The sequence below is a fragment of the Ruminococcus sp. 210702-SL.1.03 genome, assembly GCF_020559915.1.
In the GTDB taxonomy this organism is placed as follows: Bacteria; Bacillota; Clostridia; order Oscillospirales; family Ruminococcaceae; genus YE71.
In genome coordinates this window covers 96,486-120,629 of the sequence record NZ_JAJCLZ010000006.1, presented here as the reverse complement: position 1 = coordinate 120,629, position 24,144 = coordinate 96,486, and the positions used below count along the sequence as shown (strand labels likewise).

20 protein-coding genes are annotated in these 24,144 nt (G+C 52.5%); 13 read left to right on the top strand and 7 right to left on the bottom strand.

Annotated elements, in window-relative coordinates:
• The first annotated feature begins 28 nt into the window (after positions 1 to 28).
• From LI114_RS05225 to LI114_RS05200, 6 genes are all read left to right on the top strand, one after another.
• Entirely contained in the window at positions 29 to 919 is an 891-nt protein-coding gene (locus LI114_RS05225) for a metallophosphoesterase (RefSeq protein WP_227219756.1), read from the top strand.
• Positions 903 to 2,198 carry a M20/M25/M40 family metallo-hydrolase gene (locus tag LI114_RS05220; RefSeq protein ID WP_227219755.1) on the top strand — a complete coding sequence of 432 codons (1,296 nt, stop codon included), beginning with the start codon at positions 903 to 905 and terminating at the stop codon, positions 2,196 to 2,198. Before LI114_RS05225 ends, LI114_RS05220 begins: the two co-directional genes overlap by 17 nt.
• A gap of 147 nt (positions 2,199 to 2,345) precedes the next feature.
• On the top strand, positions 2,346 to 2,969 hold the full coding sequence (gene pth, locus LI114_RS05215) for an aminoacyl-tRNA hydrolase (protein ID WP_227219754.1): 624 nt from the start codon (positions 2,346 to 2,348) through the stop codon (positions 2,967 to 2,969).
• Between the two features lie 10 nt (positions 2,970 to 2,979).
• Positions 2,980 to 6,447 carry a transcription-repair coupling factor gene (gene mfd / locus LI114_RS05210; protein WP_227219753.1) on the top strand — a complete coding sequence of 1,156 codons (3,468 nt, stop codon included), beginning with the start codon at positions 2,980 to 2,982 and terminating at the stop codon, positions 6,445 to 6,447.
• Positions 6,448 to 6,588: 141 nt separating this feature from the next.
• On the top strand, positions 6,589 to 7,998 hold the full coding sequence (locus LI114_RS05205; protein WP_022127264.1) for an amidophosphoribosyltransferase: 1,410 nt from the start codon (positions 6,589 to 6,591) through the stop codon (positions 7,996 to 7,998).
• A gap of 26 nt (positions 7,999 to 8,024) precedes the next feature.
• Positions 8,025 to 9,158: a fibronectin type III domain-containing protein gene (locus LI114_RS05200; protein ID WP_227219752.1), complete on the top strand. Its 1,134-nt coding sequence runs from the start codon at positions 8,025 to 8,027 to the stop codon at positions 9,156 to 9,158.
• A 79-nt stretch (positions 9,159 to 9,237) separates the two neighbouring features.
• Here LI114_RS05200 and LI114_RS05195 read toward each other — a convergent pair whose 3' ends face one another.
• Positions 9,238 to 10,638 (bottom strand): sugar transferase, encoded by a 1,401-nt coding sequence (locus LI114_RS05195; protein WP_227219751.1) that lies wholly within the window; start codon positions 10,636 to 10,638, stop codon positions 9,238 to 9,240.
• Between the two features lie 434 nt (positions 10,639 to 11,072).
• Here LI114_RS05195 and LI114_RS05190 point away from each other — a divergent pair, with 434 nt between their 5' ends.
• The 7 genes from LI114_RS05190 to LI114_RS05160 all read left to right on the top strand — a co-directional run bounded on the left by LI114_RS05190 (position 11,073) and on the right by LI114_RS05160 (position 17,929).
• Entirely contained in the window at positions 11,073 to 13,481 is a 2,409-nt protein-coding gene (locus LI114_RS05190) for a GH36-type glycosyl hydrolase domain-containing protein (protein ID WP_227219750.1), read from the top strand.
• 211 nt (positions 13,482 to 13,692) lie between these two features.
• Entirely contained in the window at positions 13,693 to 13,887 is a 195-nt protein-coding gene (gene thiS / locus LI114_RS05185) for a sulfur carrier protein ThiS (RefSeq protein WP_227219749.1), read from the top strand.
• Positions 13,887 to 14,525, top strand: a complete 639-nt coding sequence (gene thiF / locus LI114_RS05180) for a sulfur carrier protein ThiS adenylyltransferase ThiF (RefSeq protein ID WP_227219748.1) — start codon at positions 13,887 to 13,889, stop codon at positions 14,523 to 14,525. Before thiS ends, thiF begins: the two co-directional genes overlap by 1 nt.
• A gap of 4 nt (positions 14,526 to 14,529) precedes the next feature.
• A complete protein-coding gene (locus LI114_RS05175; RefSeq protein WP_227219747.1) occupies positions 14,530 to 15,291 on the top strand; it encodes a thiazole synthase in 762 nt (253 codons plus the stop codon).
• 14 nt (positions 15,292 to 15,305) lie between these two features.
• A complete protein-coding gene (gene thiH / locus LI114_RS05170) occupies positions 15,306 to 16,472 on the top strand; it encodes a 2-iminoacetate synthase ThiH (protein ID WP_227219746.1) in 1,167 nt (388 codons plus the stop codon).
• The gene (locus LI114_RS05165; protein WP_227219745.1) at positions 16,453 to 17,013 is read left to right on the top strand and encodes a thiamine phosphate synthase; all 561 of its coding nucleotides are present in this window, start codon (positions 16,453 to 16,455) and stop codon (positions 17,011 to 17,013) included. Before thiH ends, LI114_RS05165 begins: the two co-directional genes overlap by 20 nt.
• A gap of 208 nt (positions 17,014 to 17,221) precedes the next feature.
• Positions 17,222 to 17,929, top strand: coding sequence for a sugar transferase (locus tag LI114_RS05160; RefSeq protein ID WP_227219744.1), 708 nt, complete (start codon positions 17,222 to 17,224; stop codon positions 17,927 to 17,929).
• A 96-nt stretch (positions 17,930 to 18,025) separates the two neighbouring features.
• Here LI114_RS05160 and LI114_RS05155 read toward each other — a convergent pair whose 3' ends face one another.
• The 6 genes from LI114_RS05155 to LI114_RS05130 all read right to left on the bottom strand — a co-directional run bounded on the left by LI114_RS05155 (position 18,026) and on the right by LI114_RS05130 (position 23,622).
• On the bottom strand, positions 18,026 to 19,408 hold the full coding sequence (locus tag LI114_RS05155; protein WP_022127273.1) for a glycine--tRNA ligase: 1,383 nt from the start codon (positions 19,406 to 19,408) through the stop codon (positions 18,026 to 18,028).
• A gap of 93 nt (positions 19,409 to 19,501) precedes the next feature.
• Positions 19,502 to 19,855 (bottom strand): hypothetical protein, encoded by a 354-nt coding sequence (locus LI114_RS05150; protein WP_227219743.1) that lies wholly within the window; start codon positions 19,853 to 19,855, stop codon positions 19,502 to 19,504.
• Complete coding sequence (locus LI114_RS05145; RefSeq protein ID WP_022127275.1) at positions 19,845 to 20,771, bottom strand: ABC transporter ATP-binding protein; 927 nt, start codon at positions 20,769 to 20,771, stop codon at positions 19,845 to 19,847. Before LI114_RS05145 ends, LI114_RS05150 begins: the two co-directional genes overlap by 11 nt.
• A 19-nt stretch (positions 20,772 to 20,790) precedes the next feature.
• Positions 20,791 to 21,654, bottom strand: coding sequence for an ABC transporter permease (locus LI114_RS05140; RefSeq protein ID WP_227219742.1), 864 nt, complete (start codon positions 21,652 to 21,654; stop codon positions 20,791 to 20,793).
• Between the two features lie 17 nt (positions 21,655 to 21,671).
• The gene (locus LI114_RS05135) at positions 21,672 to 22,787 is read right to left on the bottom strand and encodes a CDP-glycerol glycerophosphotransferase family protein (RefSeq protein WP_227219741.1); all 1,116 of its coding nucleotides are present in this window, start codon (positions 22,785 to 22,787) and stop codon (positions 21,672 to 21,674) included.
• A gap of 7 nt (positions 22,788 to 22,794) precedes the next feature.
• Positions 22,795 to 23,622 carry a glycosyltransferase gene (locus tag LI114_RS05130; RefSeq protein ID WP_227219740.1) on the bottom strand — a complete coding sequence of 276 codons (828 nt, stop codon included), beginning with the start codon at positions 23,620 to 23,622 and terminating at the stop codon, positions 22,795 to 22,797.
• Between the last annotated feature and the right edge of the window lie 522 nt (positions 23,623 to 24,144).

Sequence of the window (24,144 nt, the reverse complement as noted above, 5' to 3'; positions counted from 1 at the left end):
ACATATCTGAAAGGAATGATCTTCGACCATGTCTGTAAAATCCAAGGGCGCAGGCGCTGCCGTTATCGCGGGCGCGCTGGGCGCGTATCTCATAAAGCGCAAGAACGAACTGAGATTTTATCACTACGAGATAGTAAATTCTAAAATACCCGAAGCTTTCGAGGGCTTTCGCATACTGCATCTTTCCGACCTGCACTCAAAAAGCTACGGAAACGACGGCGAATATCTGGTAGAGGCCTGCGAGGAGTTCAATCCCGACATTATAGTTTTCACGGGCGACCTTTTCAGCCGCAGCGAGAACATATTCACCATAAAGCGCAAAGTGCCGATGATGAAAAAGCTCAACCAGCTCGCCCCGCTCTACTATGTATGGGGCAACCACGAGGCGGACGTGCCCGACAAAGCTCGCCTAATGAACAGCCGCCTCAGCGAAGAGGGCATAACCATACTGCGCAACGAAAAAGTGCGCATTTACAGCGGCGAAAGCTTTATAGAGCTTTACGGCCTAGAGCTTGACGAGAGCTGCTACAAAAATGCGGAGGGCGGCTACAAAGACCTCACCCCAGTAACGCAGGATATGCTTCGCGAGCTGCTCGGCGAGCCTGACCCCGCCAATTTCAACGTACTGCTGGCGCACACGCCTATGCCTTTCGCAGAGTACGCAAACTGGGGCGCTGATTTCACCATGTCCGGCCACTGCCACGGCGGTATGATACGTCTGCCGGGCGGTATAGGTCTGCTTTCGCCCGAACGCAAATTTTTCCCGAAATACACCAAGGGGCTTTACCTCTGCGAGACCGACTCTGGAAAATCTGTAATGGAAGTTTCCGCGGGACTCGGCAAACTTAGGATAAATAATCCTGAGATGGTATCAATGTGCATTTTAAGGAGGCACAGCAGCAATGACTCTAAGCAATAAAGACCTCGCCGAAAAGCTCGCGGCGTATTTCGACGAGCACATCGGCGACGTGATAGCCGACATGAACGAGATCATGTCGATAGATTCAGCATACTCTCAGCCCGCCGAGGGCAAGCCTTTCGGCGAGGGTTCGGCGGCGGCGCTCGCATGGGGCGCGGCGCAGGGCGAAAAGCTGGGGCTGAAAGTGAAAAATTTCGATAACTACGCCGTTTCTATGACATACGGCGATGACCCCGTGCTGGGCATACTCAGCCACTTAGACGTAGTTCCCGCGGGAGAGGGCTGGAGCTTTGAGCCGCACGCCGCGACCGTGAAGGACGGCGTGATATACGGCAGGGGCGCTATCGACGACAAAGGCCCTTCGGTGGCGGTGCTTTGGGCGATAAAGGCTTTGCAGGAACTGAACGTGCCGCTGAGCAAAGGCTTCCGCGTGATATTCGGCGGCAACGAAGAGGGCGGCTGCGAAGACATTGAGCATTACGAAAAGCTGGAGGCTTTCCCGCCGATGGTCTTCACGCCCGACGGCTCATTCCCAGTGCTCAACTGCGAAAAGGGCATGGTGCACCTTACGTTTTCCGCGCCTTTCGCCAACGATGAGATAAGCGAGATTGCCTGCGGAAGCGTTATAAACGCGATACCCGACAAGTGCAGAGTTACCGCGGGCGGGGCTGAGAAGCTTTACTGCGGCAAATCGGCGCACGGCTCGCGTCCCGAAAACGGCGACAACGCGGCTGTAAGATTCTTGGCGGACTACAAGGACGAAAACACGCTGCTGAAAGCGCTGGCGAAGCTCTTTCCCGTCGGCGAATACGACGGCGCTTCATGCAAGATGGGCTTTTCCGACGAGCTTACGGGCAGCATGACCTGCGCGCTGACTATGCTCAACACGCGCGGCGGCAGGCTTTGCGGCGGCATCGACATACGCTACCCCATCGACAGAAATTACGCCGAAGTCAGCGGCATTATCACGAATGTGCTGAAAGAGAACGGCTTTGAGATAGACGAGTGTTCGGGCATGGAGCCGCACTACGTTTCCGCCGACACCCCGCTGGTGCAGACGCTTCTTGCGGTATACGCCGACGTAAAGGGCGAAAAAGGCGAGCCGATAGCCGAGGGCGGCATAACCTATGTGCACAACACTGAGGGCGGCGTGGCTTTCGGCGCGGAATTTCCATGGGAAAACAACAATATGCACGGCGCTGACGAGCACATCTCGATAGAAACGCTGAAAATAAATCTGAATATGTATGCAAACGCCATCGCAAGGCTTTGCAGGTAAAAATACATCACACAAGCTGAAATTTACAGGACGAACACTGCCCCACCGCGGTATTCGTCCGTTTCGGCGTTATGCAAAATATGCGCATACTGCCGAAAAATATACGAAACTGATGAAATTGTACGAACGGAAAGGATATGGAAAAGAATGAGCATATGGGACGTATTTGACAAAATATCTGCTGAAAAAGGCGGCTCGCAGAAGCCCGAATTTATCATAGCGGGGCTGGGCAACCCCGGCATACAGTACGAGCGCACCCGCCACAACGCGGGCTTTATGGCGATAGCGGCGATGGAGGAAAAGTACGGTTTCGCCGTGCAGAACCACAAGTACAAAGCGCTCGTGACCACAGCGCAGATAGGCGGCAAAAGCTGCCTTATCATGAAGCCCGAAACTTTCATGAACAACAGCGGCGAGGCGATAGAGCAGGCGCGCGCTTTTTACAAAATACCGCTTGAAAACGTGCTCGTCATCTACGATGACATTTCGCTGGAGCCGGGGCATTTGCGCATACGCAGACGCGGCTCGGCGGGCGGGCACAACGGCATAAAGAGCATAATAGCCCTCTGCGGCGGCGAGGATTTTCCGCGCATAAAAATAGGTGTAGGCAAAAAGCCCCGCCCCGATTACGACCTTGCGGACTGGGTACTCGGCAAATTCAACGAAGAGCAGAGCAAGCTTTTCATGAGCCGCATGGACGACGTATGCTCCGCCGCCGAGCTGATAGTTAGCGGCAAAACTGACGAAGCTATGAACAAGTACAACAAATAAGGTGCAGCATATGAACGATATTTTCAAACGCATACTACAAGCCGAGCCTTTTTATCAAGATCTGGAAAAGACGCTGCTCGGCGGGTATTATCCCATATCGGTAACGGGCGTTTCGGGCGTGCACAAGGCGCACACGGCGTATTGCCTTTCTCAGCACGCTCCCCTGTTGCTAATATGCGCCGACGAAGCCGCGGCTACCCGCGCCGTGCAGGATATAAACACATTTGCAGGCGGCGCGGCGGCTTGCCTTTTTCCCGAAAAAGAGTACGTTTTTGCCGCTATGGAGGGCGTTTCGCACGACTACGAGCACAAGCGCATAGAGGCGCTCTCGCTCATCGCGCGCGGAAAAAGGCGTGTGCTTTGCGCATCGGCGGCGGCAGCGGCGCAGGCTACCGTACCGCCCGACATTCTGGAAAAATATTCATTCAGAATATCTATGGGTGACGAGATCTCGCTAGAAGAGCTTTCGGCGCGGCTGACGGCGGGCGGCTACACACGGTGCGAACTGGTAGAGGGTGCGGCGCAGTTTTCCGTGCGCGGCTCGGTAGTGGATATTTTCCCCGTTTCCGAGCAAGCGCCCGTAAGAATAGAGCTTTGGGGCGACGAGGTAGACAGCATCGCGCGCTTCGACACCGAAAGTCAGCGCCGCACCGAGCCGCTGGACGAAGCGGAGATATTCCCGGCGCTAGAGGTGATATTCAGCTCGCGCGAAGAGCTTTGCGAGCGGCTGGATAAGCTGGCGGCAGGCGTGCGCGGAAAGCTTACCGACAAAATTCGCGCGCTGATATACACCGACCGCGAGTACGCCGAAGCGGGTCTGAGCCTTTCAAATCTGGATAAATATTACAAGCTGGCATACGAAAAGCCCGCTTACGTTTTCGATTATTTTGGCGAGGGCATATGCGCGGTATCGGAATACTCGGCGGTGAACGAGAATATGCGCTCTTTCATCTCGCAGCTTTCGGAGGACTTGAAACTGCTTTACGAGTCGGGAGTAATGTTTAAAAAGCTGGACGGTTTTTACCTCGAGGGCGCTGAGATAGCGGCGCGCGCGACCGCCCTGCCATGCGTTTTTCTCGACACATTCATGCGGCAGAACGAGGGCGTGCGCTTTAAAAAGCTGATAAATACCGACTGCCGCCAGACCTCGGGCTGGGGCGGCGGAATGGTGGCGCTCGGCGAAGAGCTGCGTGAATATATAGACGGCGGATACACGGTAGTGCTGCTGGCAGGCTCTGAAAAAACACTGCCGATAATAGTCAGCGACCTGCGCTCCGACGGATTTGACGCGGAAGAGCTGATAGATGGCGGCGAGCAGGAAGCGCCGCTGGCGGCGGGCAAGATATACGTCCACACAGGCTCGCTCTCGGGCGGATTCGACTACCCCGAAGCCTGCTGCGCGCTGATAACGCAGATGAAAGCGATGACGGCGAAGCGAAAGAAGCCGAAGCACAAAAAGGGCGAGGAGATACGCACCCTTTCAGACCTAAAGCCCGGGGACCCCGTAGTACACGCAATGCACGGCATAGGCAAATTCGTAGGCATACGCAGTTTGGAAACAAACGGAGTAAAAAAGGATTACATCACGATAAAATACGCGGGTACTGACGTGCTGTATGTGCCCGTTACGCAGCTAGACCTCGTATCGCGCTACGTCGGCGGCTCGGACGATTCAAATATAAAGCTGCATAAGCTCGGCTCGGCAGAATGGCAGAAAACGCGCACACGCGTCCGCCGCGCCGTAAGGGATATGGCAGAGGAACTGACCAAGCTTTACGCCGAGCGACAGCAGGCAAAAGGCTTTGCATTCTCGCCCGATAACGACTGGCAGAACGACTTTGAAGAGCGCTTCGACTATCAGGAAACTGACGACCAATTGCGCTGCATAAGCGAGATAAAAGAGGACATGATGAAGCCCTCGCCGATGGACAGGCTGCTCTGCGGCGACGTAGGCTTTGGCAAAACGGAGGTAGCCCTGCGCGCGGCATTCAAATGCGTGCTGGATTCAAAGCAGGTGGCTATACTCGTGCCGACCACTGTGCTCGCATGGCAGCATTATCAGACGGCTATAAAGCGCTTTGAGCATTTTCCCGTGAAAATAGAGCTGCTCTCGCGATTCAGAACGGCGGCGCAGCAGCAGGCGGCTATACGCGAGCTGAAGCGCGGCACGGCTGACATAGTTATCGGCACGCACAGGCTTGTGCAGAAAGACGTTGACTTCAAAGACCTCGGGCTTGTTATCGTAGACGAAGAACAGCGCTTCGGCGTGGCGGCGAAAGAGCGGCTGAAAGACCTCTTTAAAGGCGTAGACGTGCTCACCCTTTCGGCTACGCCAATCCCCCGCACGCTGAACATGGCGCTTTCTGGAATACGCGATATGTCGGTAATAGAGGAAGCCCCGCAGGACAGACGGCCTATACAGACCTACGTCATAGAGCACAACGAGGGCGTTATCGCGCAGGCTATAAGCAAAGAGCTGCGACGCGGCGGGCAGGTATACTATATCCACAACCGAATAGACACGATATACACCTGCGCGCAGAAGCTGGCGAAACTCGTACCCGAAGCGCGCATAGGCGTGGCGCACGGCAAGATAACCGAGCAAGAGCTCAGCGAGATATGGCGGCAGCTTATAGAGGGCGAGATAGACGTGCTGGTCTGCACAACGCTTATCGAAACGGGCGTAGACGTTTCAAACGTGAACACGCTCATAATCGAGGACGCCGACAGACTGGGGCTTTCGCAGCTTTATCAGCTCAGAGGACGCGTCGGCAGATCCAGCAGGCGCGCATACGCATACTTCACATTCCGCCGCGGCAAGGTGCTTTCGGAAACGGCTTCAAAGCGGCTGGAGGCTATAAAGGAATTCACCAAATTCGGCTCGGGCTTCCATATCGCCATGCGCGACCTTGAGATACGCGGCGCGGGGTCTATCCTCAGCGGCAGGCAGCACGGCCACATGGAGGCAGTCGGCTACGACCTGTACCTGCAAATGCTGAACGAGGCCATCGCCGAGCAAAAGGGCGAAACTCCCCCGCCCTCGCCCGAGGACTGCCTTATCGACATCATGGCGGACGCCTACATTCCCGAAACGTATATCGAAAGCTCTTCCCTGCGCATCGACGCATACCGCAAGATAGCCTCGATACAGACGGAGGAGGATTCGCGCGACGTGGTGGACGAATTTATCGACCGCTACGGCGACCCGCCAAAACCCGTGATGGGTCTGGTAAACATCGCGCTGGTGAGAAATTCGGCGGCGGCGCTGGGCATACGCGAGATAACTCAGCGCGGCGAAAAGGCGATATTCTACATGAAGAGCCTTTCGCCCGAGTGCGCTCCGCGGCTTTACGACAAATACGGCTCGCGGCTGAAATTCATACAGGGCGATAAACCCGGCTTTTCGATAGACCTGAGCGCCAAAAAAACCACGGCGGAGCTTATCACCGAGGTGGTAGGGGTGCTGCGAACGAAATAAATATTTGCCGAAGTATAAACAAATCATTAAAATAAACTAACGGCTATTGCAATAAGCAGGCGTTTATTATATAATTAAAGTATGGCGGCTCAAACGCGCCGCATACAAGATCTGACAATTTTTCAGGAGGTCAATGGATTTATGGGTGGATTTTTCGGGGCAGTTACCAAAGAAAACTGCGTATTCGATGTTTTCTACGGTACTGATTATCATTCACATCTCGGCACGCGCCGCGCGGGCATGGTAATATACGATGGCGAAAAGGGCTTTCAGCGCTCTATTCACAACATTCAAAACTCGCCTTTCCGCACCAAGTTCGCCGACGACGTAAACACAATGGTCGGCAGCATGGGAATAGGCTGTATATCAGACTACGAGGCGCAGCCGCTGCTGATACGCTCGAAACTGGGCACATACGGCATAACCACCGTAGGAAAGATAAATAACGAGGAAGAGATACTGGAAAAAGTATTCTCAAACAGCCACCTGCATTTCTTTGAGATGAGCGGCGGCGAGGTCAACGCGACCGAGCTGGTAGCGGCGATAATCAATCAAAAAGACAGCCTGCTGGAGGGCATAAAGTACGCGCAGGAGCTTATAGACGGCTCTATGACAATGCTGCTGCTGACGAAAGATGGCATATACGCCGCCCGCGACAGACTGGGCAGAACGCCTATCTCCATCGGCAAGCGCGAGGACGGCTACTGCGCGGCTTTCGAGAGCTTTTCGTACCTGAACCTCGGCTACTCGCACTACCGCGAGCTTGGGCCTGCCGAGATAGCGCTGATAACGCCCGAAGGTGTTGAAACGCTGAGCGCTCCGCAGAAAAAGATGAAGATATGCTCGTTCCTCTGGGTATACTACGGCTACCCCGCTTCGTCATACGAGGGCGTAGGAGTAGAGGAGATGCGCTACAACTGCGGCAGGCTGCTGGCGCAGCGTGACGACGCACAGCCCGACTTAGTTGCAGGCGTACCCGACTCGGGAATAGCGCACGCCGTTGGCTACTCAAATTACTCAAAGATACCTTTTGCAAGACCTTTCATCAAATACACCCCCACCTGGCCGCGCTCCTTTATGCCGCCGAACCAGTCGATGAGAAACCGCATAGCTAAGATGAAGCTGCTGCCGGTAGAGAGCCTTATAAAAGACAAAAGCCTGCTGCTCATCGACGACTCTATAGTACGCGGAACTCAGCTTCGCGAAACTACAGAGTATCTCTTTAACAGCGGCGCGCGCGAAGTACATATCCGCCCTGCCTGTCCGCCGCTGCTATACGGCTGCAAATATCTGAATTTCTCGCGCTCAAATTCCGAGATGGATTTGATAACGCGCAGAGTCATAGCCGAGCGCGAGGGCGACAACGTAAGCGAAGAGGTGCTTCAGGACTACGCCGACCCCGAGAGCAAGAACTACTGCGAGATGATAGAGGAGATAAGAAAACAGCTTAAATTCACTTCGCTGAGATACCACCGTCTGGACGATATGCTGGAATCCATCGGCATAGACCCCTGCTGTCTTTGCACTTACTGCTGGAACGGAAAAGAATAAAAAATCTGACAAGGGAGTAATATGATATGAAAAAGCTTTTAGCCGCGCTTTCCGCCTCGGTGATAATGCTTGCGAGCGCGAGCGCTCTGCCCGCTTCGGCGGCAGTATCAAAGCCTGCTGCCCCGCAGGTGGAAAACGCTTACAGCGCTTCGACCGGCGCAGTTCGCTTAAAATGGGCGAAAATAAAAGGCGTTTCGGGTTACCGCGTATATCGCTATGATTCGTCAACAAAGAAATGGAAGACGATCAAAACGATAGGCAGATCAAGTACAACAGAGTACAGAGACAGCGGGTTATCCCCTGCTACGAAGTACAAGTATAAGATCAAAGCCTACAAACGCGTAAACGGCAAAGCTGTATGGGGCAGTGCAAGCACTGCGAAGAACACAACGACCAAACCGTCTGCCGCAAAATTCAGCAAAAGCTCTGTGACAAAAACATCGATCACGCTCAACTGGAACCCTGTGAAATGCAGCGGATATACACTGTATCAGAAAAAAGACAGCAAGTACACGAAAATCACGGACATCAAAGATATGAACGTATCTTCATTCGAAATCAAAAACCTGCAGCCTGACACAGAGTATTCGTTCAAGATCAAAGCGTATGCCAGAGATTTAGACCTGACCAGACAGTATGCTTCCGGTAACACAAGATCACAATCGACCAAAAGCGCTGTCACATGGTCGAAAACAATGCTTGCATATAAGTCAATGTGTGAAGGCAAAAGGCCGACCAGCGAAGAACAGGAACTGATCAGAAATGATATTCTTGACTACGCCATGAAATTCAACGGGCAAAAAAATCTGCACTTGAGCGATGGCTACGGCAGCACATGGGATATTTCCTATCCGCACCCGCTGGAGATGATCATACGGCGTGATCTGACGGACGTAGAAGAAAACGCCCATATGGACGCGCACGATCAATATGACGGACTTGATGTGCTTTTAAAAGAAGCTTATCGTGAAGGTGGCGAGCAAGGTGCTTACAACTTTGTAAAAGAATGTAGGTACACATCACAACACATAATAGATTGTGCACTCCGGAATCGATATGAAATTAGAGAACTTCACAACTCACTGGAAAGTGCTCATATTATCAACTTCAATATTGGTTTTGACGAGTATAATAATATCTGGTTCTTGTCAGAAGGCTAAAAATAAAACAAAAAAATCAAGCGCATGACTTCAAATCTGAAAGCCATGCGCTTTTATTATTTTTGTATAATTCAGCAAGTCAGCGGTTGAGCTTTTCCAGCTCTTCCGAAGTGTGGCCGCTGTGCTCTTCGCGCTTGGTAGTTACCATCTCGCCGTCCACGCCCTCGGTGGCGTCGGGCACGAAGCATATTTTTATCGTCATAAGTATCAGCTTTATATCAAGCGCAAGCGACTGACGCTCTATGTACATGAGGTCGAGCTTGAGCTTGTCATACGGCGTGGTGTTGTACTTGCCCATTACCTGCGCGTATCCTGTAAGACCCGCCTTTACTTTCAGGCGGTAGTGGAACTCGGGCATATCCTTTTCGTACTCCGCCGCAAGCTCAGGTCGCTCGGGGCGCGGGCCTACGAATGACATATCGCCCTTTAAAATATTTATAAGCTGCGGCAGCTCGTCGAAACGTATCTTGCGGATAAGCTTTCCTATCGGCGTTATACGGTCGTCGTTTTTGCCCGCAAGCTGCGCGCCGTGCTTTTCGGCGTTTACTATCATGCTGCGGAACTTATGCACCTTGAATTTCTTGCCGTTCAGCGTAAGGCGCTCCTGCGAATAGAGAACCGGGCCGCCATCGTAAATCTTTATAGCCGCCGCCGTTATCAGCATGAATGGCGAAGCTATCACCAGCGCTATCAGCGAGAAAAGTATATCCGCCGCGCGCTTTATTATCTGCTGCTCGAAAGGCGTGCCCTCGTTGCGGCAAAGCAGCAGCGGGGTATCGAAAAGATTGCACTCGTCAGCCGAGCGGATTATGATGTCAGAAAGCTTCGGGTTGATATATGTGCGGATATTATTTGCGAACGTGAATTTCACGAGCTGGTTTTTCATTATGCTGGGAATATCGCAGATTATCACAGCGTCGTGCGCGAGAATTTTCTCTTTTATAATGTCGATGTCATCGTCGCAGCTTACCGAATCGTTTATGATGTACTTATCTACGCGTGTGCTCATTTTTTTCACTAGCGCGCTGGCGCTGGAATTGCCATAGATTATGAGCATTTTGCGCGGCGGGTATATGCTGGAAAAAATTTTGGTAAACAGTATGCACCAAACAGCCGCGCCGATAAGTTCGCCGAGGGTAAGCCAAAGCATAGGCACTACCGAGAGCCTGCCTCTGCCGATAAGGCTTATCTCTAAAAATGTGATGGCGTTGGTCATTAGTATACCCAGCACTTGCGAGCCGATAAGGCTGCCCGTCTTGAAATAGCCAAGGCGAAAAGCGCTGAAACAGTTGGCGCTGATGACGTATACTATTATATATAGTATCACCATGAGTATATTGCCGTTAAACCAATAGGGGTCGCGCATTTCGCGGTTATACTGCGTGTACCACATTTTAGAAAACGCGTAGGCGAATGCGCCGATTATTATAAAAGAAGCCAGAAACGTAAGCAGTCTTTTGAACTGTTCTTTATTTTTCATTTATCCGACCTAACCTTTCAAATATGCTGCCAAAAATGTCTTGAAATTAAGTATAGCACATTTTGAAAAAATAATCAAGTATTTTCAAGATACAAAGCGCAAAAAGGCGGAAAATAGACCTATTTTATCACAAATTGCGCCATATGCAGACATATATTACAGTAGATGGCAAAATGATTTTCGCTGTGTATCTGCAAAATTTCTCATAAGATAATAAATTTATAGAAAAAATATCGCGTACCCCCTTGAAAAGCGGGTGATTTTATGTTATCATTATTAAGGCAACACCGCACAACTACCGCCTAGCGGCTTTGTGCGGTATTGCCTTAAAGGCAGAACTGCGCTTTTTTATGCGTACTGCAAAACTTACCGCGGTGTAACGGACGCGGATAAAATATCCTTGCGAATATTATTTTAAAGGAGTATTTATTTCTATGAAGTACGGTTATTTTGACCTGAAAAACAAAGAGTACGTGATTACCCGCCCGGATACCCCGGCGCCTTGGGCTAATTACCTCGGCTCTCCCGAATACGGTGCTATTATTTCCAACAACGCAGGCGGTTACAGCTTTGTAAAGAGCGGCGCTAACGGAAGAATCGCGAGATACCGTTTCAACACCAATATCTCCCTCCCCGGCAGATATGTTTACATTCGTGATAACGATACCTACGACTACTGGTCTGCTTCCTGGCAGCCCGTTGGCAAGCCCCTCGACGAATACAAGTCGGTATGCCACCACGGCACCGCTTACACCCGCCTCGAGGCTGATTACGCCGACATCCACTCGGAAGTTACCTACTACGTTCCCCTTAACAAGACCTACGAGGTTTGGAGAACTAAGGTCACCAATACTTCTGACAAAGTAAGAAACCTCTCGCTCTTCGGCTTCATCGAGTTCACCAACGAAAACAACTACGAGCAGGATCAGGTAAACTTACAGTACACCCTCTTCATCACCAGAACATCTTTCGAGGGCAACAAGATAGTACAGCACATCAACGAAAACAGCGGCAAGGACGCTAACGGCTCTAACTGGAGAGAGAGATTCTTCGGCGTAGCGGGCGCGCGCGTTTCCGCTTACAACGGCAACCTCGACAGCTTTATCGGACCTTACAGAACCTACGGCGACCCCATTGCGGTAGAGCGCGGATTCTGCGACAATAAGTGCAACTACAACGGCAACGCCTGCGGCGCACTTCAGTCCGAAATAATGCTCGACCCCGGCGAGACCGCTGAGATCATCTATGTTCTCGGTCAGAAGAACCCCACTGAGGCTGACGCTATACTCGCTGCATATGAAGAGCCCGGCAAGTGCGACGCTGAGATCAAGGAGCTGGTAGACTACTGGCACGGTCAGCTGAACAACTTCCAGGTAACCACACCTTCTGAAGAATTCAACAACATGGTAAGCGTATGGAACGCATACCAGTGCTTCATTACCTTTATTTGGTCGAGAGCTGCTTCCTTCATCTACTGCGGTCTGAGAAACGGCTACGGCTACCGCGATACCGTTCAGGATATTCAGGGTATCATCCACATCAATCCTGAGCTGGCTGCTGAGAAGATCCGCTTCATGATCTCTGCGCAGGTTGACAACGGCGGCGGTCTGCCCCTCGTTAAGTTCGACCACAACGCGGGCCACGAGACCTGCCCCGATGAGAACGACGAAAACTCGGTATACGCTAAGGAAACGGGTCACCCCTCTTACAGAGCTGACGACGCGCTTTGGCTCTTCCCGACCATCGTTAAGTACATCGGTGAGACCGGCAACAAGGCGTTCCTCGACGAAGTTATCGTATACGCAAACGGCGGCGAGGACACTGTTTACGACCATCTGAAGAACGCTATCCGCTTCTCTATGGAGCGTCTTGGCGACCACAAGATGCCCGCAGGTCTGCACGCAGACTGGAATGACTGCCTGAGAATGGGCAAGAAGGGTGAATCCACCTTCGTAGCATTCCAGCTCTACTACGCTATGAGCGTTATCAAGGACATGGCTGCTGAGAGAAACGACAGCGAATATGTTGCATACATAGAAAAGGTACAGGCTGAGCTGGGCGAGAGCCTTACTGCTTGCTGGGACGAGGACAGATTTATCCGCGGTATCCGCGAGGACGGCGTTGTAGTAGGCGCTAAGAAAGACCCCGAGGCTAATATGTGGCTCAACCCGCAGTCTTGGTCGGTGATCTCGGGCTTTGCAAGCAAAGAGCAGGCTGACACCGCAATGGAGAGCGTACACAGAATACTTAACACTCCTTACGGCGTAAAGCTTCTCGAGCCTCCTTACGTTGACCACTATTTCGACGGTGCGCTCATGCACATCTTCAACCCCGACACTAAGGAAAACGGCGGTATCTTCTCGCAGACTCAGGGCTGGGCTATACTGGCAGAATCTCTGCTGGGTCACGGCGACAGAGCTTTCGAGTACTTCCTCGAATCCTCGCCCGCTACCCTGAATGACAAGGCTGAGATACGCGTGCTCGAGCCGTACGTTCACGGTCAGTTTACCGAGTCTACCCGCTCGCCTTTCGCAGGACGTTCGCACGTTCACTGGCTGACAGGTACAGGCTCTACCGTAATGGTAGGCTGCGTAGAGGGTATCTGCGGTATGCGCCCGAACGCTGACGGACTTGTCATCAGCCCCTCCATTCCTCACGAGTGGGACGGCTTCCAGATCGAAAAGAACTTCCGCGGCAAGCACCTTTCCATCGACATTCAGAACCCCGACCACGTTGAGAGCGGTGTAAAGAGCATCACCATCAACGGCGAAAAGCTCGAGGGCAACTTCATCAGCGCTGACAAGATGAAGGAGCAGAACGAAGTAGTAGTAGTTCTCGGCTGATAAATTCGATATAACAAAAAGCGGTTCGCTATGAGCCGCTTTTTTTTGTACCGCAGCGAGTGTTCATATTTTAGCAATTGACAAGCGCCGCGGGATATGGTATAATAAAAATAATCACGATAGACCGTGCTCAGGGGTGTACCACCATCGGTACAGACTCCCGGCACGGTCTTTTTTGTTTGTGGTAAATATTTACACAGAGGTGAATCTCATGATAGTTATAAACGGCGAGAGTTTTGATACGGATAATCTGCCGCTTACCGAGCATCTGAAAAGCGAGGGGCTGCTGCCAGAGCGCGTGGCGGTAATGGTAAACGGCGAGATACTGCCGAAAAGCGAGTACGCCGAGCGCGTGCTGACTGACGGCGACACGGTAGAGATAGTCGGCTTCGTGGGGGGCGGCTGATGGCGCAGCTTGATCTCAGCGAGCGCGAATTTGCCGAAGCACTCGACTCGCGCAGCAGCGTGCCTGTTTACGACATTATGAAGCGGGCGCGGGTAGGCATCGCGGGGCTGGGCGGGCTTGGCTCAAACATAGCGGCGGCGCTGGCGCGCGCGGGCGTAGGCAGGATAGCAGCCGCCGACTTCGACGCAGTAGAGCTTTCAAACATAAACCGCCAGATGTACACGCTGCGGCACATCGGCATGAAAAAAGCGGAGGCTATGGCGCAGATAATCGCCGAGATAAACCCTTTCTGCGACTTTGAGGCGCACGATATTAGGGTGACGGCGGACAACATCGGCGAGCTTTTCGGCGATTGCGACATAATTTGCGAAGCTTTCGATGTCGCCGAGCAGAAAGCTATGCTGGTAAACGCGGTACTGGAGAAGTACCCGCAGAAATATTTGGTCTGCGGCAGCGGCATGGCGGGGCGCGGCAGAGCGAACGAGATAACCACCCGCAGGATAACCGACCGCTTTTTCATCTGCGGCGACGGCGTTACCGACGTTGCGGACGGCGACGGGCTGACGGCGGCGCGCGTGACGATATGCGCGGGGCATCAGGCAAGCAAGATAATCGAGATAATTTTGAAAGGTGTGTAATATCATGGAAGATAAATTTGTACTGGCAGGCAGAGAGTTCAGCTCCCGCTTCATTTTAGGCTCGGGAAAATTCGACCTCGACCTCATAAACGCGGCAGTCGAGCACGCGGGTGCTGAGATAATCACGCTGGCGCTGCGCCGCGTAAACAGCTTTAACGGCAATATTCTCGACCACATCCCGCAGGGCATTACGCTGCTGCCGAATACTTCGGGCGCGCGCAACGCCGAGGAAGCGGTAAAGATAGCGCGCTTGGCGAGAGCGGCGGGCTGCGGCGAGTTTATAAAGATAGAAGTTATCCACGACTCAAAATATCTGCTGCCCGACAACTACGAGACCGCGAAAGCCTGCGAAATGCTGGCTAACGAGGGCTTTATCCCGCTGCCGTATATGTATCCCGACCTCTACGCGGCGCGCGACATGGTGAATGCGGGCGCGGCTGCCATAATGCCCCTTGCAGCGCCTATCGGCTCAAATCAAGGTCTTGCGACAAAGCAGTTCATACGCATACTCATCGAGGAGATAGACCTGCCGATAATCGTTGACGCGGGAATAGGCAAGCCCTCGCAGGCGTGCGAAGCTATGGAGATGGGCGCAGCGGCGGTAATGGCGAACACGGCTATCGCAACGGCGGGCAACATCGTTGACATGGCGAAGGCTTTCAAGCACGCTATCATCGCGGGCAGAACGGCTTACCTCGCGGGCACGGGCAGAGTTCTCGACCGCGCTTCGGCTTCCTCGCCGCTGACAGGATTCATTCAGGACTAAAGGGGGCGAGTGAAATGGAACAGCAGAGAATTGACCACATGAAATACCTGCCCGATATGGAGATATTGGAAGATTCAGACATCGGCGAGCAGGTAGTCAGCCGCATGAAGGCTTACGATTACAACAAATACACGGCGGACGACGTAAAGCGCGCGCTGGAGGCAGAGTACCTCAGCACCGAGGATTTCGGAGCGCTGCTCTCCCCCGCCGCCGAGCCATTCCTAGAGCAGATGGCGCGCCGCGCGACTATTGAAACGGGCAAGCATTTCGGCAGCAGCGTTTGCCTTTTCACACCGCTCTACATCGCGAACTACTGCGAAAACTACTGCATTTACTGCGGTTTCAACTGCCACAACAAGATACGCCGCGCCAAGCTCGACTACGACGGCATACGCCGCGAAATGGAAGCAATTGCAAAGACCGGCATGGAGGAGATACTTATTCTGACTGGCGAAAGCCGCAAGATGAGCGACGTTGAGTACATCGGTAAAGCGTGCGAGATAGCGCACGAGTATTTCAAGAATGTCGGCATAGAGGTCTACCCGATGAATACTGACGAGTACGCCTATCTGCACAAGTGCGGCGCTGACTATGTAACGGTATTTCAGGAAACTTATAACAGCGATAAGTACGAAACGCTGCACCTCGCGGGCCACAAGCGCATATTCCCCTACCGCCTGAACGCTCAGGAACGCGCGATACGCGGCGGAATGCGCGGAGTAGCGTTCGCGGCGCTGCTGGGTCTGGACGATTTCCGCAAGGACGCATACGCTGTCGGCACGCACGCCTACCTGCTTCAGCGCAAGTACCCGCACGCCGAGATCTCGTTTTCATGCCCGCGCCTGCGCCCCATCATCAACAACGACAAGATCAACCCGAAGGACGTTCACGAGCGGCAGCTTTTGCAGGTAATGTGCGCTTACAGAATTTTCATGCCGTTTGCGGGACTGACCATTTCTACACGCGAGCGCGCAGGCTTCCGCGACAACGTGGTAGGAATGTGCGCGACAAAGATCTCTGCAGGCGTAAGCACCGGCATCGGCAGCCACACCGAGGAGGAGTCGAAGGGCGACAACCAGTTTGAGATAAGCGACGACCGCTCGCTCGATGAAGTTTGCGCTGCTATCCGTGCGAAGGGTTTGCAGCCGGTGCTGAACGACTATGTTTACATTCCTGAATAAGGTCATCGCCGTCAGCCAGCGGCATATCTGCCCCCGCCCGCTGGAAGAACAGGTGTACCGCATCGCAGAGAACGGCATCAGCAGGCTGATACTGCGCGAAAAAGACCTCGCCGAAGAGGATTATCTGCGGCTGGCGGAGCGTGTGCTGAGATCATGCGAGCGGTGCGGCATGGAACTGACGATACATAATTTTCCGAACGCTGCGCGCGAGCTGGGGATAGACCGCCTGCATATGCCGCTGCCGATGCTGACAGCGGAACTTTGCGCCGAGTTTGAAACAGTAGGCAGCTCGGTACATAGCGCGGAGCAGTTGGCGCAGGCGGAGCGGCTCGGCGCGAAGTACGTCACGGCGGGGCATATTTTCGTTACAAATTGCAAAAAGGGGCTGCCGCCGCGCGGATTGGATTTTCTGCGCGATATGTGCGAAAGGGCGAACGTGCCCGTTTACGCCATAGGCGGGATAAACGCGGACAACGCCGAAATGGCGCTAAATGCAGGCGCTGACGGCGTTTGTGTAATGTCTGCCATAATGCAAATGTAAATTGGTTTAACAATTGGTTTTGTATATTATGCTTAATATACAAAGCCAATTTTCTTTGTATTTAGGTTCTCTTAATAAAAATTCCACAATGTAATGAAACTGCGTTGACAGACTGCGAAATTTGTGTTATAATGGTAATATAAAAGTGTAAAATAGGTGAAATGAAATAGACGTATACGCCCAGATTTTAGGAAAGGGGCTGGAAAATGTGAATGATACAGCAGCATTAACGTTTGAAAGTGAGGGCGAAATGCTTGTGACCGAAACGCGAGCCAAGCAGATAGAGCTTCCCCCGCACCTTGATTTCAAATACCGTGAAAAACCCGTGTACAGCTTTTTCAAGCGCATTTTCGACATTCTGCTTTCGGCTTTCGCGCTTATCGTGCTTTCGCCCGTACTGCTCGTCTGCATCGCGGCGATATTTATAAAAGACCCCGGAAACCCGTTTTTCGAGCAGGACAGAGTCGGCAAAAACGGCAAGTTTTTCAAAATATACAAGCTTAGGTCAATGTATAAAGACGCTGAGGCGCACAAGGCAGAGCTTATCGAGAGCAACGAATGCAACGGCGCGGTTTTCAAAATACGCAACGACCCCCGCATACTTGGAAAAGTCGGCAATTTCATACGCAAGAGTTCGATAGACGAGTTGCCGCAGCTTGTGAATATCCTCAAGGGCGATATGTCGATAATCGGCCCGCGGCCTTTCGTGCCCGACGAGCAGGAGCGCATGACGAGCGACCGTCTGCTTGTGAAGCCGGGACTTTCCTGCTACTGGCAGATCAACGGCAAAAACGCGCTTTCGGCTGAAATGTCGGACTACTACGACAGGAAGTACATAATGGACCGCTCGCTGATAACTGACGCGGCGATAATCCTCAAAACAGTCGGCATCGTGCTGAAAAGTTCAAATTCATAAAAAATACTGAGCAGCTTTTACGGCTGCTCTTTTTTTGCAAAAAAATCCCCGAAAGGTGCTTGACCTCTCGGGAATAATTGATATTTAGCAAATTTATCAGAATGCCAGCTTTTCTTCGAGGTACTTCTCAAGATCAGCGATGGCAACTCTTTCCTGCTGCATGGTATCTCTGTCGCGAACGGTAACGCAGCCGTCCTCCAGAGTGTCGAAATCATAGGTGATGCAGAACGGAGTACCGATCTCGTCCTGACGGCGGTAACGCTTACCGATCGCTCCTGCTTCGTCATATTCTACCACGAATTTCTTAGCAAGCTGCGCGTAAAGCTCGCCAGCAGGCTCTTTCAGCTTCTTCACCAGCGGCAGAATGCAAGCCTTTACAGGCGCGAGCGCGGGGTGAATGTGCATTACGGTGCGAACGTCGTTCTTCTCCGCGTCGATAAGCTCTTCATCGTAAGCTTCGGTAACGATGGAGAGGAAAAGTCTTTCTACGCCGAGCGAAGGCTCGATAACGTAAGGAATGTACTTGGTGTTGTCATCGGGGTCGAAATATTCAAGGCTCTTGCCGCTGTGGTTCTGGTGCTGAGTAAGGTCGTAGTCGGTTCTGTCCGCTATGCCCCAAAGCTCGCCCCAGCCGAAGGGGAAGAGGTACTCGAAGTCAGTCGTCGCCTTGGAATAGAAGCAAAGCTCCTCGGCATCATGGTCGCGCAGGCGCAGGTTCTCTTCCTTGATGCCTAGGCTGAGCAGGAAGTTTTTGCAGTAGCTTCTCCAGTACTGGAACCACTCGAGGTCGGTACCGGGCTTGCAGAAGAATTCAAGCTCCATCTGCTCAAACTCACGAACGCGGAAAATGAAGTTGCCGGGGGTGATCTCGTTTCTGAAAGATTTGCCTATCTGACCAACGCCGAAAGGTACTTTCTTCCGCGATGTTCTCTGAATGCTGGCAAAGTTTACAAATATACCCTGCGCGGTTTCGGGACGCAGATAAAGCTCAGCCTTAGAGTCCTCGGTAACGCCCTGGAAAGTTTTAAACATCAGGTTGAACTGGCGAATATCGGTAAAATCGCTCTTGCCGCACTCGGGGCAGGTGATTCCCTTTTCGCGTATGTAGTCCATCATCTGCTCGTTAGTCCAGCCTGCGGGGTTTGTGCCGTCGAAATCCTCGATGAGGTTATCGGCGCGGTGACGGGTCTTGCAAGCCTTGCAGTCCATCAGCGGGTCAGAAAATCCGCCGAGGTGTCCCGAAGCCACCCAAGTTTCGGGGTTCATCAGTATAGCCGAGTCAAGTCCTACGTTGTAAGGAGTTTCCTGAACAAACTTTTTCCACCAAGCTTTCTTGATGTTGTTTTTCAGCTCAACGCCGTAAGGACCGTAATCCCATGTATTGGCAAGTCCGCCGTAAATTTCGCTTCCCGGGTAAACAAAACCGCGATTTTTACAAAGCGCGACAATTTTGTCCATTTTCTTTTCGCTATTAAGCATTTTTTGACCATCCTTTCAATTTGAAATCATGTACTATATCATTATACACTAATTTTCACAAAAAATCAATAGCTGCGGCGCAATTTTTGCAAATTACTCCTCCAAAAATGCGCTCTGCGCTTCGGCGAAAAAGTCCTCGGCGCTGTTCGGCTCGGCGATGCCCGCATACATGAGCTGCGCAAGTTTCACGAATGATTCGTGCATATCTTTGCATTGCAGAATTTCCATCGGTTCGCTGCCGTCGTTTCGGAAAATGCGGTAAACGCCCGCGATGCAGAGCACCTCTATACAGCCCAACCCCGCCCCGATAAATCTAAACGAGCGCGGCAGACGTTTGTGCGGGTGCTTTTCGGCGGCGATCTCGAGCAGCGCGGTCAGTTCATCGGCGCGCACGATGTCCTCGTCCGTCATCTCCGAACGCAGTATCTCAAGCTTTTCAAACGTCATTTTCAGTCACCTCGCCCGACTGCTCCGCCTGCTGAGCGGCAAGCTTCGCCTGTTTTTTTGCGCGCTTTTCCAGTACACGCTGGCGGCGCGCTTCCTTTTTCTCACGGCGCACGCGGCGTATCTCCTCGATGTCGGCGTTGTAACGCTCCAGCGCGTCGTCCACCGTGCCGTCAAATTCCACGCCGCCGTCTTTCAGATAAATAGCGCGGTCGCAGGTCGATTTAAGCGCATCCGCCGAATGTGAAACGAAAAGCACGGTAACGCCCGTGTCGATCAGCGCCTTGATAGCCTTGCGGCATTTTTTTCTAAATCTGGAGTCGCCAACGCTCAGCGCCTCGTCTACCACAAGAATGTCGGGGTGGATATTGATGTTTATTGCGAAGCCCAAGCGCATTTTCATGCCGCTCGAGTAGGTCAGCACCGGCTGGTCGATGTACTCGCCGAGGTCGGCAAAATTAATGATGTCGTCCTCTATCTCGGCGATGTCGTCATCGGTCAGCCCCAGCAGGTAGCCTTTCATCGTGATGTTCTCCCTGCCCGTCATCTCGGGCGAAAAGCCCGCCGTCAGCTCGAGCAGCGCCGCGACCTTTCCGCGCACGGTAACATCGCCGCTGGTGGGGTAGCTTACGCCCGTTATCATCTTCAAAATAGTAGATTTTCCTGCGCCGTTCCTGCCGATGAAGCCGACAGATTCGCCCGCGTAGATCTTGAACGAAACGCCGCCGAGCGCGGGGTGCTGGCGCACTCCCCTATTACCCGTGAACATTGCCTTAAAACGCTCTCTGCCGCTCTTGTAGAGATAGTAATTTTTTACAACGTTTTCAAATTCTATAACAGGCTCGCCGCTGCGGTCGATAACTCTCGGAGTTTCGACCTCGGGAGCTTCCTCTATTACAACATTTTCCTCGATTTCCATTTGCAATATGTCAACTCCTTTACAGCACGTCGGGTATCAAGCGGCGCAGCTTCTTGTAATAGTGGCTGCCCATCAGTATCAACAGCAGCATCTCGGCATAAAATACCACCGTTTCTGTCGTGTAATTTGCATCAAATATGGATATTCCATACAAAAATGACTTCCTATATCCGTTTATGAAATAATTGATAGGATTGAGATACATCAGCTTTTTGATGAAAGGGTTCTCAATGTCGTATGTGCTCCAAAAAATTCCGGACAGCCAGAAAAGTCCCGTCATTATCGAGCTGATAAGGTTCTCAAAATCCTTGCTGAATGCCGACATCGGCGCAGTTGTCCATGTAAGTATCAGGAAGAAAAGGAACATCAGCGGGCAGTAGTAAAAAAATTGCAGATTGTAGATCATCGGCGCGTAACCTCTCACGCAGAGCACGATGAACATCAGCACAGCCAGCAAAATATGGATATACAGCGCCGAAAGGTTTGTGAAAGTCATTATGTTCGACATCGGGAAGCTGAGTTTCGTGACATACTGCTTGTTTTTGCGTATTGAGCGCGCGCCGCCGAGTATCGCCTCGCTGATGTAGAACCACGGCACATAGCCGACCAGCATGAAGTAAAATCTTGGGTAACCAGCCACTATATTGGAATGACGCAGACCCACCGCGAAAGCGAACCACAGTATGAAGAGCGTGAAAGTCGGCTTTATAACCGCCCAAAGCGGGCCGAGCAGCGAGCCGCTGTACGTCTTTTTCAGGTGGCTGACCGAGAGCAGGAAGATCTTTTTCGCCTGCCCTTTGTGCTCGCGGAAAATTATCGAAAGTCCGCTTTTCTCTTCGCCTTTTGTTGTATAAAAATATTCTGAATTGGTATTTTCAGCCATATCTAACAAATTTCCTTTCATTTATCAAAAACGTCCGCCACGCACTCGGTCGAGTGTCCGTCGCAGGCAGACATATATTTCTTAACAAATTCCGCGTAACGCCCCTTATCAAAGTGCGCAAGCTCGTCCGTAACTGCCGCCGCCAGCTTTTCGCCGTCGGTAATCACAGGGCACGGCATATCGCGCTTGAAATCGAGATAAAAATCGCGATCACTGAGATATTCTTCCAAGTCTTTGCACCAAAGCAACATTGGTTTATCCAGCAGCGAAAACTCAAATATCACGGAAGAATAGTCGGTGATGAGCATATCGGCGCACGGCAGCAGCTCGTTTGTCGAAAGCAGCGGCAGATCGCAAACGCCGTTTTTCACGCGCGGGTGCTCGCGGATGACCACCTGCCAGCCCTCGCCAAGCGCCTTTTTCAGCCCCTCGACCTCCTCAACGCCAACTGTGTAAGCGTGCGAAGCGTCGCCGCGGAAAGTCGGCAGGTAGAGCAGAATTTTTTTTCCGACCGTTTTGGGAGCGGCGGCGTGCAGCTTTTTGCGGCATTTTTCAGCATATTCGCCGTCGAAAAAAACGTCTGTACGGCAAACGCCCAGCGCCTGCGCCACGCCTTTTTTCAGCCGAAAAGCCTCCTCAAAAACCGGCACGCACGCGGGCGAGCTTACGGTAACGAGGTCGATGTTGCGCGAAACACTGCCCTTGTAGCTCGGCGGGATGTCGTCCGGCGTGGAGTAGCCGAATTTTTTCAGCGCGCCGCAGGAATGCCAGAGCTGCACCGCCAGCGTTTCGGAGCGCTTTCGGCAGGCATGCGCTGGCACGAAATAGTTGCAGATCACCAGCCCGCGCGCCACGGCGTACCGCTTCATGAAAGCGCGCATAAATTTGAGCATTCCGCCAAAGCCCGCCGCCGAGAAATCGCAGCACCACGCCTCGCACCTGTACCCGCGCTTCTCCAGTTCCGCCATCAGCGGCAGCATACTTTCGGGCGGGCGGTCGCCGTTCAAGTCGGCAAAAAGCACCAGTTTTTCCTCTATCGGCTTGCTTCGGCAGGAATTATACCAAATCGGCAGCAGCGTTTTCTGCAAAATGTATTTCAGATATTGTTTCAGCGCGCTCTTTTTAGTTGACATATTTTAACTATTTCCTCAAGAATTTCTTGTAGATCTTGCCCGTCAGCGACTGCGGCAGCACGAAAAGCGCAAGCTGCGCCGCGCAGGGAATTATGAAATCGCTCAGCCGCGAGTAGCCCGAGCGGAATATCCGCCAGCGCACCGATATAAAAGAGCGCGTGTTGCGCCAATTGCGGCGGCGGCTGAGGTTTGCGCGTGTAACGCGGTAGCGCACCAGCACCTCGGGTATGTTCGCACCTACTGCCCCCGAAGCCAGCATTTTCACCACGAAATCGTAGTCCTCGCAGCGGCGCACTTCCGAGTAGCCGCCCGCTTTTTCAGCAGCCGACTTTTTGTAGACCAGCGTCTGATTATTAAAAGGATTGCGGCGGCGGGCGTAAACGCGTATCTCGTCGTTGCTTTCGGGGGTGCTCTTCACGGCGATGGGCTCGCCCGTTTCGGAGTCAAATTCCTCGATGTACGCGCCGCACATATCAAGCTCAGGGTGCTCCGCCATCAGCCGCAGCTGACGTTCGCAGCGCTGCGGCAGGGCGATGTCGTCAGAATCCATCTTCACGATGTACTCGGTATCGGCAGCTTTTAGCGCGGCATTCGCGCACGCGCCTACGCCGCTGTTTTTATCCATTTTCAGCACGCAAAGCTGCTGAGGGCAGCGCTTTTCAAACTCGGCTACCACGCCCTCGAGCGCCTTGCCGAGCTCGCCGTCGCAGACCAGTATCAGCCTGCGGCAGGGGTGGGTCTGCGAAAACATACTCTCTAAGCTGGCGCGGAGAAACTCCGCCTTTTCGCCCGAGTATACCGACATCGAAACCGTGTACTGCGGCAATTCAGCCATTTTGCAGACCTCCTTTAAACTAAACATATCATTTTAATTATACTACATATTCTTATAAATTGCAATGTATATTATACACAAAAAATCAAGCGTTCGCGGCGGTTTGACGGCATAAACGCAAAAAAGCCCGACGTATCTCGCCGAGCCTTTGCCGACAGCCGCTCTGCCGACCTGCAATTCTGTTAAAGTGAGCGCGAACATCTGTCATTTACCGGATCAGGAAGCTATATGGTTGAAAAAGCTAAGACTTGCCGCTGATAAACCTTTCAGAATTGCCGTGAGTTACTCTTTTACAGCGCCCGATATCAAACCGCTGTAAATGTATTTTTGCAGGAACAGGAATATCACCAGTGTAGGTATTATGCAGATGACTATTCCTATGAAAAAATGCCTTTTGTTGTAAAGTATGCGCCTGCGGCGCGCGGAGTGTCGTCAAGGCTGTCTATCATCGCAGATACGGAGATTTACGCCATATGCTGTGAGTCAACGTTTATCGTGGTGATAGTGATGGTCGCTGCCCTC